Annotated in this window: 12 protein-coding genes; 1 reads left to right on the plus strand and 11 read right to left on the minus strand. The window is 66.5% G+C overall.

Features of this window, described 5'->3' with window-relative positions; genetic code table 11:
• Positions 1 to 13: 13 nt before the first annotated feature.
• From AB0I71_RS24605 to AB0I71_RS24655, 11 genes are all read right to left on the minus strand, one after another.
• A complete protein-coding gene (locus AB0I71_RS24605; protein ID WP_357588394.1) occupies positions 14 to 1,396 on the minus strand; it encodes a dsDNA nuclease domain-containing protein in 1,383 nt (460 codons plus the stop codon).
• Between the two features lie 527 nt (positions 1,397 to 1,923).
• Complete coding sequence (locus AB0I71_RS24610) at positions 1,924 to 3,258, minus strand: ATP-binding protein (protein ID WP_357588397.1); 1,335 nt, start codon at positions 3,256 to 3,258, stop codon at positions 1,924 to 1,926.
• 116 nt (positions 3,259 to 3,374) lie between these two features.
• A complete protein-coding gene (locus AB0I71_RS24615; RefSeq protein WP_357588399.1) occupies positions 3,375 to 4,868 on the minus strand; it encodes a class I SAM-dependent DNA methyltransferase in 1,494 nt (497 codons plus the stop codon).
• Positions 4,861 to 6,141: a restriction endonuclease subunit S gene (locus tag AB0I71_RS24620; protein WP_357588401.1), complete on the minus strand. Its 1,281-nt coding sequence runs from the start codon at positions 6,139 to 6,141 to the stop codon at positions 4,861 to 4,863. Before AB0I71_RS24620 ends, AB0I71_RS24615 begins: the two co-directional genes overlap by 8 nt.
• Complete coding sequence (locus AB0I71_RS24625; RefSeq protein WP_357588403.1) at positions 6,138 to 8,891, minus strand: DEAD/DEAH box helicase family protein; 2,754 nt, start codon at positions 8,889 to 8,891, stop codon at positions 6,138 to 6,140. The genes AB0I71_RS24620 and AB0I71_RS24625 overlap by 4 nt, the downstream gene beginning before the upstream one ends.
• Before the next feature lie 209 nt (positions 8,892 to 9,100).
• Entirely contained in the window at positions 9,101 to 9,511 is a 411-nt protein-coding gene (locus AB0I71_RS24630; RefSeq protein WP_357588405.1) for an Imm1 family immunity protein, read from the minus strand.
• A complete protein-coding gene (locus AB0I71_RS24635; protein WP_357588461.1) occupies positions 9,508 to 9,993 on the minus strand; it encodes a DddA-like double-stranded DNA deaminase toxin in 486 nt (161 codons plus the stop codon). Before AB0I71_RS24635 ends, AB0I71_RS24630 begins: the two co-directional genes overlap by 4 nt.
• Positions 9,990 to 10,517 carry a DUF6244 family protein gene (locus tag AB0I71_RS24640; RefSeq protein ID WP_357588407.1) on the minus strand — a complete coding sequence of 176 codons (528 nt, stop codon included), beginning with the start codon at positions 10,515 to 10,517 and terminating at the stop codon, positions 9,990 to 9,992. The genes AB0I71_RS24635 and AB0I71_RS24640 overlap by 4 nt, the downstream gene beginning before the upstream one ends.
• Positions 10,518 to 10,794: 277 nt before the next feature.
• Positions 10,795 to 11,412 (minus strand): AAA family ATPase, encoded by a 618-nt coding sequence (locus tag AB0I71_RS24645; protein WP_357588409.1) that lies wholly within the window; start codon positions 11,410 to 11,412, stop codon positions 10,795 to 10,797.
• Complete coding sequence (locus tag AB0I71_RS24650; protein WP_357588411.1) at positions 11,409 to 13,391, minus strand: ABC transporter ATP-binding protein; 1,983 nt, start codon at positions 13,389 to 13,391, stop codon at positions 11,409 to 11,411. Before AB0I71_RS24650 ends, AB0I71_RS24645 begins: the two co-directional genes overlap by 4 nt.
• Positions 13,392 to 13,541: 150 nt before the next feature.
• A complete protein-coding gene (locus AB0I71_RS24655; RefSeq protein WP_357588413.1) occupies positions 13,542 to 14,024 on the minus strand; it encodes an NUDIX hydrolase in 483 nt (160 codons plus the stop codon).
• A gap of 245 nt (positions 14,025 to 14,269) precedes the next feature.
• On the opposite strand from AB0I71_RS24655, the gene AB0I71_RS24660 reads away from it, so the two are divergent.
• Positions 14,270 to 15,151 (plus strand): helix-turn-helix transcriptional regulator, encoded by an 882-nt coding sequence (locus AB0I71_RS24660; protein WP_357588415.1) that lies wholly within the window; start codon positions 14,270 to 14,272, stop codon positions 15,149 to 15,151.
• Positions 15,152 to 15,355: the final 204 nt, after the last annotated feature.

A 15,355-nucleotide genomic window follows, 5' to 3' on the forward strand; every position in this document is an offset into this window, starting at 1 on the left:
GGCGAGGGTGTCATCACGCGACCTCAGGTCGCGCGAACCCAAACCTGCACAGGTCACTCAACTCGTAGGCGAACCCCACAATGTGGAAGTCGTCCAGCGGCACGCTGATCTTCGAGCTGAGTTTCGCCTGACGTAGCTCCTGGTGAAGAAGCGCCTGGAACTGGATGCCGTAGGGGCCGGCCTTGTCGATCAGCTGATGACGAACTCGGCGGACGATGTCGAGGATCTCCATCTCCAACCGGAACTCGGTCTCGATGTCTTCGGGAAACCCGGTTCTTGCCTGCGGCCACGTGTGAAGCCACAGGTCCCGAAGCCGGAGGGCATTGTCCTGTTCCGCCTCGTCAAGCAGACCGAGCCGCATCTTGTCGATGAGGCGGTGGCCACCGGCGGCACGGGGCGGTGCCTGACCCGCACGGAGCAACGGGACCGCTTCGCCGGCTGATCGTCGTGCCCCGAGACGCATAGCGGCGAGCACCGCATCCCGCGACACGGTCCGCCGGTCCACCGTCTGCGCCAGTTCCGACAACGGGTCGTACGCACCGGGGTTGGTCAGGAACTGGGCCAAGTCTGTTGGTCGGCCGCTACGATCTCGGCTCGCCTCCCCGATGAGCTGGGCCACTGCACCGTAGGCATCTGGAGCCGCCGCTTGCGAGTAACCCAGCCTGACCATCGCCGGCTCCGCTAGCTGCCGGATGTTGATGTCCTGGATGTGGCCCTTCGCTGCCCGGTCGCAGTCGAACCTGAAGACCAGCATGAAACGAAGAAGCATGTCGAACAGGCCGGGCGGTAGACCACTCGGGTCGTGCCTCCTCACCTTGGGTGGTGATGGAGATGTCGGCCTCGGGATGTTCTCCAGAGCATCGGACCTTTTCGCGACGTCCATCATGGCCCACGCCAGGTGCGCGAGGAGCCTTGTTCCGGCCGGAGTAGCGAGCGCAGCTGTCCGGCACACGTCAAACAGGGCGAGTGGCGACGGTTCGCTGCGTTTCCCGCCCAGTTTCGTGTTGCTGGCCAGACGTGCTGCTGGGCCGCTGGTGTATCCGAGCCACTTGTCAAAGAGGTGCGTCAGGCCGCCCTCGTCGCAAAGTTTGTTCATCGTGGTGTACACCATGTGGTCGTGGTGCTTCACCGACACCAGCTCCAGAAACGGGGGCTGGTCCCGCACGATGAGGAAGTCCTCGTGCCACTCGCAGACGATCTTGCTGATCGAAGGGTCGGACGGCATGCTCAGACAGAAGGACGCGATAATCTCCGTCTGGTAGTGGTAATTGCCCTGGGTCGGGGCACCCGCGTCCTCGGACGGTCGTCGATATAGGTCGAGAGCGAGCTGGCCGCTCGGGTCGACGCTCATGATCAAGCCGCGGTCCCGCTCGGCTCTCGATGATGCGTCACTCACGACATGGCCCACCTTCCTTGCGATCGGTAAGCGTGGCCTCACATCCAGCGAACCCGATCACACGGTGGTCACGCAATAGCCCATTGGATAGTGGAGGCCGGATCGTCGCTCAGACATGATCCAGCCGTTCGATCGCGGCGTATGGACCACCACCCGTCCGGCGGAGAGGTCTCGCGCTCGGCAGGCATGGCCAGCTACGTGTCGGTCTGCCCGCCGGGACCCGCTTCACGACCGCCGACTGTCGCACAGAGTGATCGGCTCGGGCCCGCCGGCAGATCTATTCGAGGTCGAGGTGTGCCAGGCTCGCGGAAGGGGCACCTGCGCGGTTTGCGCATCGGGTCGCATCCGACTCTGCCTGGGCCGGTCGGCAGCCATTTCGTCTGTCGGCTGACTCGGAGTCAAGCGGGCGCCCCGGGGGCACCGACCGGTCTGACCGGATGCCAGGCGAGGACAAGATCCACCGCCGGTATGGACGCGAGTTGAGGTCGAGGGCTGGCCCGAGGTTGCAAACGCCATCCCAGGTGCAGCTAATCTCCGCGCCGCAGCCCTGATAACCCGTGCCGGCTCCTGGCATCGGCTGAGCCTTCAAGGACTTGCTGCATTCCCAGCAATCCCGCGTCCAAGGCGATCTGCACCAACCAATCCTTGACCTGGGCGCTCCGGTCATCGACGGTAGCCAGGTCTAGCGCGGGATTCGCCAACAGGTGCGCCCCGCGAGACATTCCAGCATCAGGGATCAATCGCAGTCCGCCTATGTCCAGGACCTCGGTGATCGGTCGCGCCGTCCCCATGTGCAGAGCGCGCGGCTGTGGCACGGCTATAGGATCCACGCCAGCTAGCCCTGCCACCGGCTCGATCACCTCCTTGCTGGACAGGGTCGCGATCATCGCATCGATGAGGAGGCGAAGCTGGTGGATTGGGACACGCCAGGTGCAAGTAGCCTGACGGAGGCCATCGGTGGCAGCGCTGAAGCGAACGCCTAGATCGATCTCGACGCGCAAGTGCGTGCCGGGCTGGCCGTACGCGCCGGGCACCTCCAGTCGGGCGCATGCCTCGACCGCGGGATTTTGGTGATTGGTCCAGCCAGACGGGGCTCCGGACCACTCAAGCCGAACGGTGCGCGACCTGTTGAATCCCTTATGCTGAAACCGACTTATGCTGGCGCTGGCCGCTTCGCTGGTAACGAGGTCGGCAAGCTCCCGAGCAAGAAGAGAGTTTTGCAGGGCGGTGATGTAGGCGGTCACCGCTGACTCGGCCAACGGTCGCCACGTGGCGTCCGGTGCCATTGCGACGGTAAGTCCCGATCGGAGCACGAAGTCCACCGACTCATCCAGACCACCCGCCGCCTTGCTGGGCATTTGAGGTGCCGTGACGTTCCACGCGTCATTCTGGTACTGTCCCGCCGCGTTCTCAGCGAACAGGTCGCGAAGCCTTGCCCAGTCGGCGGGGTGGCTCGTGTTCTGATGCCGCACCCAAGCAACGCCATCGACGAGCAGGGGCCGTGTGTAAGTGCCGGGCACCACTCGAAGTACCAGCACATACAGTTCCGAGCTCTGGCCCAGCGGCACGGGAACAATCTCCGGCACATAGGGTGGTTCGATCTTGCTGTTGCAGTGCTCCACGATTGACTCGATAGCCTTCTCCTTGACGCCCTTGACGTCCCTCTTGTCGGTCACGCCGATGAGCATCAAGCCCCCATAGGTGTTGGCCATTGCAGCTACACCTTTGGCAATTGTCTGAGTGAACTGCTCCTTATATTCCACCACCGGCGATTCTGGACCAACCTGCCGCACCAGAGCGCGGATGCGGTCGATCGTGATTTCCGATAGGTGGGCATGAAGCAACGGGTGCGTAGGCGCCATCAGATCGTCACCTTCGGTAGTCTATTGCCGGCGTTTCGCACTAAGGTGCAGCCACCCACGGTCCTCGGCTCCACGCTCGCGAACCAAGCGAGAAAGCTTACGTCTCTGGCCGACTTTCATGATCCAGCGTCGTCAGGCGTAGCGGCGGCCTCCAGCGCGGCGGCGACCGCCTCGAATTCGGCTAGGGCGGCGGTGAGGTCTTCGACGATCTCTCGGGCGATGACCTCGGGTGCCGGGAGGTTGTCCATGTCCTCTAGGGACTGGTCGCGTAGCCAGGTGATGTCGAGGTTGACCTTGTCCCGGGCGAGCAGTTCCTCGTATGGGAAGGACTTGAACCGCTCGGTCTCGACGCGCTCGGAGCGGGGCTTACCCGGTAAGTAGCAGGCGACAAAGTCGTCGAGGTGGTGGCGGCGTAGCGGGTTCTGCTTGAGGGTGAAGTGCTGGTTGGTCCGCAGATCATAGATCCACAGCCGGTCGGTCCATGGCTGTTCGGCGGCAGGCTTCTTGTCGAAGAACAGCACGTTGGCCTTGACGCCTTGGGCGTAGAAGATGCCGGTGGGCAGGCGCAGTATGGTGTGCAGGTCGAAGTCCCGCAGCAGCCGCCGCCGCAGCGCCTCGCCTGCCCCGCCCTCGAATAGCACGTTGTCCGGCAGGACGACGGCGGCTCGGCCGTTGATGTCGAGGATCGTGGCGATGTGCTGCAAGAAGTTGAGCTGCTTGTTCGCGGTGGTGACCACGAAGTCCTGCCGCTCGATCTTCCGCTCTTCGCGGCCCTCCCGGCCGTTCGCGCCGATCACGGTGAGCGACGACCTGCGGCCGAACGGAGGGTTGGACAGCACCACCGAATACCGCTCGCCCGGGTCGGCGATCAACGCGTCCTTGACCTCGATCAGGCTCTCGCCGTTTGGAGTGCCGATGCCGTGCAGCAGCAGGTTCATCGCCGCGAGCCGGGCGGTGCCGTCGACCAACTCCACGCCGCGCACGAGAGTGCCGCGGAGGTGGGCCCGCTCGGTTGGGGTCAGGGTCTCGGCGTGACGCGAGGCGTGCTCGTGCGCCGCGAGCAGGAAGCCGCCGGTACCGGCGGCCGGGTCGACCACGGTGTCTCGGACGGTCGGCTGGATGCAATCGACCATCGCCTGAATCAACGCCCGGGGCGTGAAGTACTGGCCGGCGCCGGACTTGATGTCCTCCGCACCCTTGGAGAGCAGTTCCTCGTATGCGTCGCCCTTGATGTCCGTGCCGGCCGCCGACCAGTTCTCCTTGTCGATCAGGTCGACGATCAGCCGTTTGAGCTTGGCTGGGTCCTGGATGCGGTTCTGTGCCTTGCGGTAGATCGTGCCGAGCGTGCCGGGCTGGCGGGCCAACTCTTCGAGGATGTGCCGGTAGGTGATCTCCAGATCATCGCCCTCGGCGTCCAGAAGCCGCTGCCACGAGCAGTGCACCGGTAAGATCCGCTCAGGCTTCAGTGGCCGGGCCTCGCGCTCGTGCGCCATCTTCAAGAACAGCAGGTACGTAAGCTGCTCGGTGTATTCGATGGTGCCGACCCCGTCGTCGCGCAGCACATGGCAGTACGACCACAGCTTGTCGACCAACCGCCGTGCGTCAGACACCGGCCATCTCCTCAACCATGTCCATGTCACTCGCCCGCCCCGTCAACCGCCCCGAGAACGCGGCATCGAGCAAGGCTCTGCGAAGACCTTCTGAACGTCGGTTGCCCGTCGCCGCAGCGGCCTTGATACGCCCCAATTCTGCAAGGACAGCATCGATCCGGGCAACAATGCGGTCTTGCTGGCACCTCGAAGGTATCGGCAATCCGATTCGCCGCACGTCTTCGAGATTCAGCGTCTTGCGCGCTACCTCGTGTGCACTATTGAGCAATTGGCGTTGATTCGCGGGTGCCTGAAGAGCGTACGAGACGTAGTACGGGGATACGTCATCACGCGTCGGAATCACGGCAACCGCCCGCGCGACGTTTGCGCCCGAAAGCGAGGTCGGCGCAACCGCTGTGCGCCCAATCGTGCCGACGACCGACAGCAGTACTTCACCGCCCCGAAGCCTCGTGCGAGGGAACTTAGCGTCAATGCCGGGCGCAATCCGCTTCAGATTGGGCGCGTCAACTGCGCCGTCGCGAATGTCCCCCACACGAACCATCGGAATCCCACCGGGCACATCGGGACCCGGAACCAGAACGCCATATGCGATCTTACGGTCCCGTGGAACCAGGCTCTCAACGGAACACGTCGGCCAGTTCGTCGCCGTGAGCTCCGCGAATTCGCTGGCCAAGACGCTCCACCGCAGAGCCGTTACTCTGGACGAGAGAACATCCAGCGTGGTGGTTGCGGCGTTGAGGCGGGAGAGGTGGTCTTCGAGGATGTCGACGACCCGCCGCTGTTCCGCTATGTGCGGGTAGCAAACCGGTATCTCGCGGATATCCTTACCAGTAATGCCCGATTGGCCGGCCGTGGTCTTGATTCGAGGCTCAATGAATCGCCGCACCTCTTGCGTTTCGGCCAGAAGGGCAAGGAAACGACTGTCAATTTTATCGCCTCGCGGTACTACCCTGATAAGCTTGTCGGGGTGAACGATCACTTCGTCATGGTCCGGAACTCGCGCGCATCTGCCGACCAGATCTCGACTTCCGTTATATCGCGCGAATAGCAAGTCATCTGGCTTGATCGCGTATTTGGACGTCGTTGCGGCATCCAGGCCGGTGACGTACTTGCGTGCGCTAAGGTCCAACTTCCCGTCCCGAACAGCCGAGATTCGGAGGATCGGTACACCGTCCGGCTCGTCTGTCGGTCGGCGGGCGAAGATGCCGTTCCGAACGAACGACACTACGTCGCTGAGAATGCCAGCTCGCCACCCTGACGGCAGCCTGCTCATGCGGTCAGCCCCGTATTGAGTTGGTCAATCAGTTTTGCGGTGCGGGGGCCGAGGTCGCGGACGGCGCCGTCGATGCCGCCGCGTTCGGTGAAGGGGGCGTTGTCCAGGTCGTCGGAGCTGATGCCCGCCGACGCCGCAATCACTTCGACCATGCGGTCTAGCCACCACCTCTCCGTCTCGGTGAACGTCACCCCGGCCTGTTCCTGCTGGTGGAGCCAGCCGGCGTACCGCTCGCGGACCTTCTCCGCGTAGGGCACGAGTTCGTTATCTTGCCCGATGGTGTACCGGATCAGCGACACCAGGTCGGTGAGGGTGTGCCGGTCGCTGTGCCGGACACGGCCAGCCTCGATCGCTTGGTGGGCGGCCCAGATGAGGTCGATGGTCCAGTTGCGGGGTGGCCGCTGGATGCGTTCGGCGAGCTCCTTGATGTCGGCAAACGCGATCCGCCGCTCACGCGCCTCCATCAGTAGCTGGATCGCGGTGATCTCGTCGCGGTGCTCGTCCAGGTACGCCCGCCAGGACTCGACTATCGACCGGGCGCGGGAGGTGTCAACCACTCCGTAGGCGTCGTCGAGCACGTCGACGCTGACCTCGTCGATGATCCGGTCGTGGGTACGGCGTAGCTCCAGAATCCGCTGCCGTAGCTGCGGGTTCGCCGCGACAGGGCGTACCGCGGTGTCGAGCAGGTCTTGGACGGCGGCGTCGGGATCTGCGGCGCCGGCGATGGCGCGGGCCTGAGTGTCGGGGTCGACGGCGTCGACCAGGCCGCGGACGATGTCGCGGACCGAGCCACCGGCCACGGCGTCGAGTTCCGTGCGCTCGTCGGGCGTGAGTTGCAGTTCCAGTGCGACCAGGCGGGAGGCGAGGGTGGCGGTCTCGGCCTCGGTGATGGTGAGGGTGGCGGCCTTGTCGAGCAACTGCTTGAGCGAGATGCCCTTGTCCCGGTTCAGGGGTGGGTCGACGAAGTCGTGTTCGGTGACACCGACGGCGTCGACAATGACGAACCGGGTCTTCTGGGCGGCGTCGGGGGTGACGGCCTGGAAGTCGGCCGCGGCGATGGTGCGGGCGCCGCGGCCCTTCATCTGTTCGAAGTACGCCGCAGAGCGCACGTCGCGCATGAAGAACACGCACTCCAGGGGCTTGACGTCGGTGCCAGTGGCGATCATGTCGACGGTGACCGCGATGCGTAGGCTCGCCGAGGTACGGAACGCCTGGAGTTGGCCCTTGGGGTCGCGGGCGCTGTAGGTGATCTTCGCGGCGAAGTCGTTGCCCTTGCCGAACACCTCGCGGACGGTGGTAACGACTTCCTCGGCGTGGGCGTCGTCCTTGCAGAAGATCAGCGTCTTGGGGACGGTGTGCCGGCCGGGGAAGATCTCGGTGAACAGCTTGTCCCGGAACGTCTCCAACACCAGGCGGATCTGCGAGGTGGCGGTGACGGCCCGGTCGAGTTGCTTGTGGGTGTACTCCAGGTCCTCGTCGAGGGTTTCCAGCCGCTGGACGCGGGTGCGGCGGTCGACCTTCGGCACGATGGTGCCGGCGTCGATCTTCGAGCCCTGGCCGCTGATCTGGGTCTTGATCCGGTACAGGTCGAAGTCGACGTTGACGTTGTCGGCCACCGACTGCGGGTAGGTGTACTCCGACACCAGGTTCTGCCGGAAGAACCCGAAGGTCTGCTTGCCGGGGGTGGCGGTCAGGCCGACGATGTGCGCGTCGAAGTACTCCAGCACTCCGCGCCACACCCCGTAGATCGATCGGTGCGCCTCGTCCACGATCACAAGGTCGAACGTCTCCGGCGGCATCCCCGCGCTGTAGACGACGCTGACCGGGGCGTCCGGCACATACCCGTCGAGGCCCGGGTCGTCGCCCTCGGGAGCGGTGTCGCCAGCGAGGACCTTGTAGACCCGCTGGATCGTGGAGATCACCACGCTGGAGCTGCCCAGCATGCCGGCGCTGGTGAGCTTGTCGACGTTGTACAGCTCGGTGAACCGCCGCCCGTCGTCCGGGGTGCGGTAGTTCTGGAACTCGGCCAGGGTCTGGTCGGCCAGGTTGTTGCGGTCGACCAAAAACAGTACTCGGGTGAACCCGCCGTGCTTAAGCAGCCGGTAGCACTCCGTCACCGCCGTGTAGGTCTTACCCGCACCAGTGGCCATCTGCACCAATGACCGATCGAACCGCTGCTCGGCCAGCGAACGCTCGACACCCTCAATCGCGGTGATCTGCGCCGGCCGAAGTGGAGCGACGTTCAGCGGTGGCAGGTGACGAACCTTCGCCCGCCACGTCGGGCGTTTCGGATCGGCCTCCGCATTACGGACGATCCTCGCCAAGGCGCCGGGCTGCGGAAAGGCGAAGATCCGCCGCGCCCGGGGCTGCGGGTCGTAGCCGTTGGTGAAGTGGGTCTCCGAGCCGCTGGCCTCGAACACGAATGGCAGCCGCCCGTCGCGGGTCAGCGCCTTCAGCCGCACCGCGGGCGGCAGGCCCTCGGCGTACATGGCCGACTGCCACTCCACTCCCGACAGCGGCGTCCCTTCCGGCTTGGCCTCAATCACACCGACGACCCGCTGGTCGACATACAGCAGGTAATCGACCCGACCGTGGCCCTTCGCCATGATCGCCTCACGAACGGCCACACCCGTGCCCACGAAGAGGTTCGTCTCGGAACGGTCCTGCACGACCCAGCCGGCGTCTCGAAGCTGGCGGTCGATCAAGAGCCGGGCTCGCTGCTCCGCCTGGAGCCGAAGATCGTCAGCCATTGCCCCCACAGCCAGTAGAGGCTAGTCGATCAAGCATACGGTCCGCATCCTCCTCGTGACCGAGGATCACAGTTCGAACGGTTCAGAGCGTGTGCCGGCGAGGTAGCCATGGGCACTGAACGTCGGTCCGATGCAGGACCCAGACGCAGGCCCCGATGTGCTTCTCGCATCCTCGGCGGCTTCCAACACAGCAGAACCGCAGGCCCTACTCACTGGCCAGCGGGTAGGCGCGGTGGTGCGCCGGTTTTGAGGAAGGCGCCCGCTACTTGTATGGCCGTGTCTGGTCGCAGCCGGAGATGCTCGGTGGGGTATTCGGTGGGTACCCCGCCAAGGTCGAAGTGGAGTTCCTGGTCAGGTGGTGGCACTGTGGGGTCGTTGAGGTAGCCGCCGTCGTCGGCGATGTGTACCGCGAAGGCGTGGGTGCTGTGGCCGAGCCCGATCTGGACGCCGGGTGGCAGGTCGTCGGGGTCGTTGGTGATGTCGCTGAAGATCGTGACGACGACAGGCTCGCCAGCCTGGTGGATCTCGCGCAGGAGGGCTTCCAGAGCGTCGGGGTCGGTTAGGTCGACCTCGTGGTTATCGCGGTGGTCACCCCGGTCGTAGGTCCAGGTCACCTTCATGCGATCGCCTTTCCGTTTCCGGTGTAGGTACGCCAGTGGCGTACCTTCCCGTCATCGTCGCGTACGTAGACGTCCATCTGCGCGCCGGCTGGCAGCAGCCGGGAGAGGATCTTCTCGCAGCCATAGGGGGTGTAGTCGCAGGGCGGGTTGTTCGTCACTACGGCAGCGTGGGTGACGTGTTCGCGGCGCATCCGGGCCGCGAGCTTGGCCTCCAGATGGTCGGTCGTGGTGGCGATGAGCTGGTAGGCCGGTTTGAGGTCGACCGCGGCAGCCGGGTCACGGCCAGACTTGATGGGTATCCGCTGTCCATTAATCAGCGCTACACCGGAGGTCGGATCCTTTGCCTGCCGTCGAGGCAGGTCGCGAGCGGCGTCCGTCAGCCACTCGGGGAGCCGCTCGGATGGGGCATCTTCGGTCCCTCTCGTGAAGGTGTCGCGCCGGGTGGGCGGTTGGCTGACGTCGCTACCACCGCCCGTGGTCAGTTTCCCAGCTCACCGACCTGCCTAGCCTGCGCCAGCGCCGCGTCGACGCGGCCTCGGGCCTCAGCCCTGCGGGTACGGACGGCCGCGAGGATCTGCATCACCTGCTGCAGCCGCGCCAGCGTAGGACCGGGCTGACCGCCCTGCAGCGCTGCCACGACAAGCCGCCGCGCCTCGTCGACCGCGGCCGCCGCCGCGGCCACGCTGCCATCTACCGTATTCAACGCCGCGACCACCGGGGTGAGCGCGGCAATGGTCTCCTGTGGCGACGGTTGTTGCGCCACAGAACCTACAGACCGCGATGCTTCACTCAGGACGCCCGATGCCTCGTTCAACCGGGATCGGGCCTGCCCGATCACCTCTCGTACCCGGGCGAGACCGGCCGTGATGCCGATGAAGCCAGAGGCCACTGCGCGAGCGGCGATCTGCTCGATGGCACGGTCGACCGCTGCGGTCTCCTGCTGTGACCGGTCTACACCTGCAGTCATCGCCTGCAAGTCGGCGCCGATGGTGTCGGTCAGCGACATCGCCCTATCCCCCGCTCGAACGCCTCGCGCCTACCCACCCAACGGTGGCAGCCTAGAGACGCCCGCCGAGGTAACACAACGTCGGGAAGCGAAGCTGCCGGCGGTGTCTTCCGCCTGCTGCCTGATCGATGATCCCGCGACGTGCGGGTGTCTGTCTGTCGCGATTTCGGCGGCACGTCTCTCATTGATACGGTCCTACTTCCCTGGTGTACGCCCCTGGTGCCTTGCACTGAAGATGAGCGGGTCTGAGCTACGGAGTTCCGGTCCGGAGGGGGCGTCACGAAGCCTCCGTCACGGTGGTCGTCCGGTCGGCTTTGCGGGCGCAGTGCGGGCACCGTCGTGGGCAGGGTGTTTGAGGGTCGACGGTGGTGAGGCCGCTGGCGTGCAGGATCGTGGTGACCGTCTGCTCGAAGGTGTTGGTCTCGCCGATGACGGTTTCTCTGGGGATGTCGAGCAGGTCGCGGTGGGTGTACCAGCTGCGCATGTGTTCGGGGGTGAAGGACATGGGCTCGTCGCGACGGAGGTGGCGGCGGACGGTCTCGTCGAAGGTCACGTCGAGGTAGAACACGGCGACCGGTCCGGCATGGTTGTCGATGAGCTGACGGAGCGCACGGGCGTAGCGTTCGGTGTGCAGGATGCCTTCGAGGATGACGTGGTAGCCGAGGTCGAGGGCGGTGCGGGCGGTCGCGGTGATGAACGTCGGGGCGACCGGGTCGATGTGGGCGCTGTCGTGTTCCCGGAGCACGGTTCTGCGCAGGTAGTCCTGTTCGAGTAGGGCGGCACCGCGTCCGAAGCGGCGGCGTACCTCTCGGACGGTCGTGGTCTTTCCGCTGCCGGAGTTTCCCCGAATGATCACCAGCGTAGGCGAAGGGTTCGTCAGGTTCGGCGTCGTCATGGCGTGCTCCGTCCGGAGGTCGCGGTCTGTCGGGGAACCGCCGCGGCGGGACCAGTGGTGTCGTAGCCGGCGGCTTGCAGGGCGAACAGTTCCGCGTACCGCCCGTCGGCGTCGACGAGCTGGTCGTGAGTGCCGGACTCGGCGAGACGGCCGTGGTGCAGGACGAATATGCGGTCGGCGTGGCGGACGTTGGCCAGTCGGTGGGTGATCAGGATCGTGATGCCGCGTCCTTGCCGGTCGCGGATGGTCTGGAAGAGGGCGTCCTCGGCACGGGGGTCGAGGGCGGACGAGGGTTCGTCCATGATGAGCACGTCGGCGTCGCGCAGAAATCCGCGGGCGGCGGTGATGCGCTGCCACTGACCACCGGAGAGGTCCTGGCCGCCGGCGAAGGTGCGGTCGAGCAGCGTTTCGTACCCGTGGGGTAGTTCGGTGATCATGTCGTGGGCGACGGCGCGGGCGGCGGCTGCCTCGATGCGGGTCTGCTCGGCGTAGGTGGTGATGTCGCCGACGGCGATGTTCGTGGCGGCGGTGAACGGCCACTTGTGGTACTCCTGCGTCACCACCCCGATCCGGGCTCGTAGCGCGTCGGTGCCCCAGTCCTCGGCTGGTTGGCCGTTGTAGCGGATGGTGCCGCTGGTGGGGGTGCGGAGGGTGGCGATCATGGTGGCGAGGGTGGACTTGCCGGAGCCGTTCTCCCCGACGAACGCCACCGTCTGCCCCGCCTCGATGGTCAGGCTGACCTGGTCGACGGCCGCTGTGTCGCGGTCGGGGTAGCGCAGGCTCACTGCGTCGACGGTGATCTCGTCCAGCCGGCCCGGTGCCGGCAGCTCGGCGGCGGGTTCGGTGTGCGCTGGCAGGTAGTCGGCGGCGCGGGTCATGAAGCCGGTGTAGTCGCGGAAGTGCTGGCCCTCGGTGTAAACCCGGTCGATTTGGAACGTGACCACCGCCAGGGAGCGTTGCGCGGACTGCACGGCGATGACGCAGGTCGCGGCGGCGGCGAGGGGGATCTGGCCGTCGATGAGCAGCAGGCCGAGCAGGACGTACACGACGGCGGTGGCCACCCCGCCAATCATCGCGCCGACGGTGGTCGTCGTGGTGACCCGTCGTGCCAGGGCCAGTTGGATGCCGGTCTCGACAGCCATGACCCGGTCGTACTGGTCGAGCAGGAACCCCCGGAGCCCGTAGGAGCGCAGTTCGGGGGCGGAGTCGCGTTCGGCCATCAACCGGTGCAGCAGCCACAGCCGGCGTCGGCGTACCGACCCGGCGGCGTATGTCTGGTAGCGCAGGTGCCCGGCGCGCAGCGACGCCCACCCGTTCGGCACCGTCGCCACCAGCAGGGCGAGCAGCAACAGCGGGTGGACGACCACCACGGCGACCGCGACCGCGAGGACGCCGGCGAGGCCGGCGAGCAGATTCATCGACGCCTGCACTAGGCCGGTGGTGGAGTTCGCGCCGCGGGAGGCGCGTTCCATGTCGTCGGCGAACGCGTCGGCGTCGAACGCCTCCAACCGCACCGCCGTCGTCACCTCGAACAGGCCGCGTTCCACCTCCCGATCGACCTTCGGCGTCAGGCCGTTCTGCGCGTACCCCATCGCGGTGGCCATGCCGGCGCGCAACGCCGTCACCGCCGCCAGCGCGGCCAGGGCGGGCAGCGCCGCGAGGACCTTGTCGGCGGTCGGTCCGCCGGCGAACAGCTCCACCAGCACTCGCTGCGCCGCGAGGAGCCCGAACGCCGCCAGCACCCCCGCGCCGACCGTCGTCGCTGCCACCACCGTCGTCCGCAGCCGATCGGCGCGCCAGCTCACCACGAGCGCGGCCCAGACCAGGCGGGGTAGCTCGGAGAACACGGCGAGCAGACCGGCCTGCGCCCGCGCCCGCACACCGGTCTCCCACCACACCTCCCGCAACTCCGGCAGCATCGAATCCCGCGGCGGTTGGGGACGGGCGGGCGTCCGGTCGGGGTGGTCGATTCTGGGCATGGCGGTACCTCCAGAAGGTGAGCAGGGTGAACTGCGGTGGGTGGTGGTGTCTCGTGGAGGACGGCGGGACTGCGCCGGTGCCGCTGTCGGTGATCTCGGCTGGCGCCGCCGAGGCAGCGCCTTCCTCAGGAAGGCCCCGTTGGCCTCCGGTCAGGTGACCCGGACGCCGTCTTCGAGGTAGTAGGTACACCCGTCAGCGCGGGCGCGCAGCGCCTCGGCGATCCGGCGGGCCAGCAGCGGCCGTAGCCGCTGGGCGGTCTGGGGCGGGTCGGACCACGCCCAGCCCTTCAACTCTTCCGGTGGCACCACGATCCGTTCCGTCGCGGTGGCATCGAGGGTGCCGCCGTCGTAGATGACCATGACGCCCTCGGTGCGCCCGTCTCGGGCCGGTACCCAGTCAATGACGAGTGGAGGACCGGGCGACAGGTCTAGACCGAGCTCTTCCCGGCACTCTCGGATCGCGGCCTGGTACGGCGACTCGTTAGCCTCGACGCACCCGCCGGGGATCTCCCACTCCGCCTTGTAAACGGGTTCGACCAGTAGAACCCGCTCGTCCGCGTCGGTGATCAGCAGCCCGGCGGCCATCCGCTTACGGGGCAGATCGGCGGTGACATCGCGACGTCCGGAAGGCATGCGGAGACGGTAGGACGGGGCAGGGGCGACACGCCCGCAGCGCCGTGCGCTGACATTGTCGGTAGATTCCGACACCAACTCCGACACCGCCAGCACTGCCGTCCCGGCCTCCCGGCAGGGCGGCGAGAGCCCGCACGACCACCGCAGACAGCCAGGCAAAGGCCGTCAGTGGCAGCCGAAAAGTGTCACCGGGGGCGGCTACGGTGTTCGCTCATCGTGACCGCAGCAACCCGGGGGTGGCAGCGATGGTCGACCCTGACGAGATCACCGCCGCCCGCCGCGCGCTCGGTCGCCGCCTCGCCCACCTGCGCAAGAACGCCGGCCGCACCCAGCACGGGCTCGCCCGGCTCGTGCAGTACGGGCGCAGCTCGATAGCGAACACCGAAACCGGCCGACAGCTCCCCGAGCGGCCGTTCTGGACCCGCTGCGATCAGGTGCTGGGCACCGGGGGTGCGCTGATCGCTGAGTACGACCGCATCGCCGACCTGAACTACCGCCGCCTCCCGCGGCCGGCTGCTGGTACATCACGCCGCGCCGCCGATTACGGTGGGGAGGCCAGCATTCGAACCAACGGGAGAGAACAGTCCGTGCGGGTGATCTGGGTGAACGGCGCATTCGGCGCGGGAAAAACGACACTGGCGCAGCAGCTGATCGCGGACGATCCCCAGCTGCTGCTCTTCGACGCCGAACTACCTGGGTTCATGCTCCGGGAGATCGTGCCGCTACCGTCCAGCGGGGACTTCCAAGACCTGCGGGTATGGCGACGCAGTGTCGTGAACACGGCGGTCGCACTCGCGCAGGAGTACCAGCGGACACTGGTCGTGCCCATGACCGTCGTCGTTTGGCCCTACCTCGATGAGATCCTCACCGGACTGCGTGCCCACGGCATGGACGTCACGCACTACTTCATCACTGTTCCGACCGACGTTATCCGGAGGCGGATCGAAGCGCAGTCGCTCTGGCCACAGGACCCAGCCCGGGACGCGCAGGTCCGTACCTGGCGGCTGGCCCAGGTCAATCGGTGCGCTCACGCGGCTCAGACCCTGCCGGCCGGCACCGTCACCCTCGATGGGACGCTGCCCGTCGAGCAACTGGCGGCACGGGTGACAGGCGCGGCTCGTGGCTGACCCGCAGGGTCCGTCGTACAAGGGTTGCCGAGCCCGTGACCCGGTGCCGCGGTAGTTGTCGTCAGGGCTGCCGGGGCCTGCACTTAGGCGGCGGCCGACTCAGTACTCCCGCTCGTAGAGCAGACCCTCGGCGGCGGCCAATGGCACATCGCGGCTGCCGACCGGGTGGCCGAAGTACTCCGGTGGCGTCTCGCTCGGATTCGG

Source organism: Micromonospora sp. NPDC049891, assembly GCF_040660295.1.
GTDB lineage: Bacteria > Actinomycetota > Actinomycetes > Mycobacteriales > Micromonosporaceae > Micromonospora.

Coding starts and splice junctions, on each gene's coding strand:
- AB0I71_RS24610 (WP_357588397.1), bottom strand. CDS start 3,258: ATGGCGCCTACGCACCCGTTGCTTCATGCCCACCTATCGGAAATCACG.
- AB0I71_RS24620 (WP_357588401.1), bottom strand. CDS start 6,141: ATGAGCAGGCTGCCGTCAGGGTGGCGAGCTGGCATTCTCAGCGACGTA.
- AB0I71_RS24625 (WP_357588403.1), bottom strand. CDS start 8,891: ATGGCTGACGATCTTCGGCTCCAGGCGGAGCAGCGAGCCCGGCTCTTG.
- AB0I71_RS24630 (WP_357588405.1), bottom strand. CDS start 9,511: ATGAAGGTGACCTGGACCTACGACCGGGGTGACCACCGCGATAACCAC.
- AB0I71_RS24640 (WP_357588407.1), bottom strand. CDS start 10,517: ATGTCGCTGACCGACACCATCGGCGCCGACTTGCAGGCGATGACTGCA.
- AB0I71_RS24645 (WP_357588409.1), bottom strand. CDS start 11,412: ATGACGACGCCGAACCTGACGAACCCTTCGCCTACGCTGGTGATCATT.
- AB0I71_RS24650 (WP_357588411.1), bottom strand. CDS start 13,391: ATGCCCAGAATCGACCACCCCGACCGGACGCCCGCCCGTCCCCAACCG.
- AB0I71_RS24655 (WP_357588413.1), bottom strand. CDS start 14,024: ATGCCTTCCGGACGTCGCGATGTCACCGCCGATCTGCCCCGTAAGCGG.
- AB0I71_RS24660 (WP_357588415.1), top strand. CDS start 14,270: ATGGTCGACCCTGACGAGATCACCGCCGCCCGCCGCGCGCTCGGTCGC.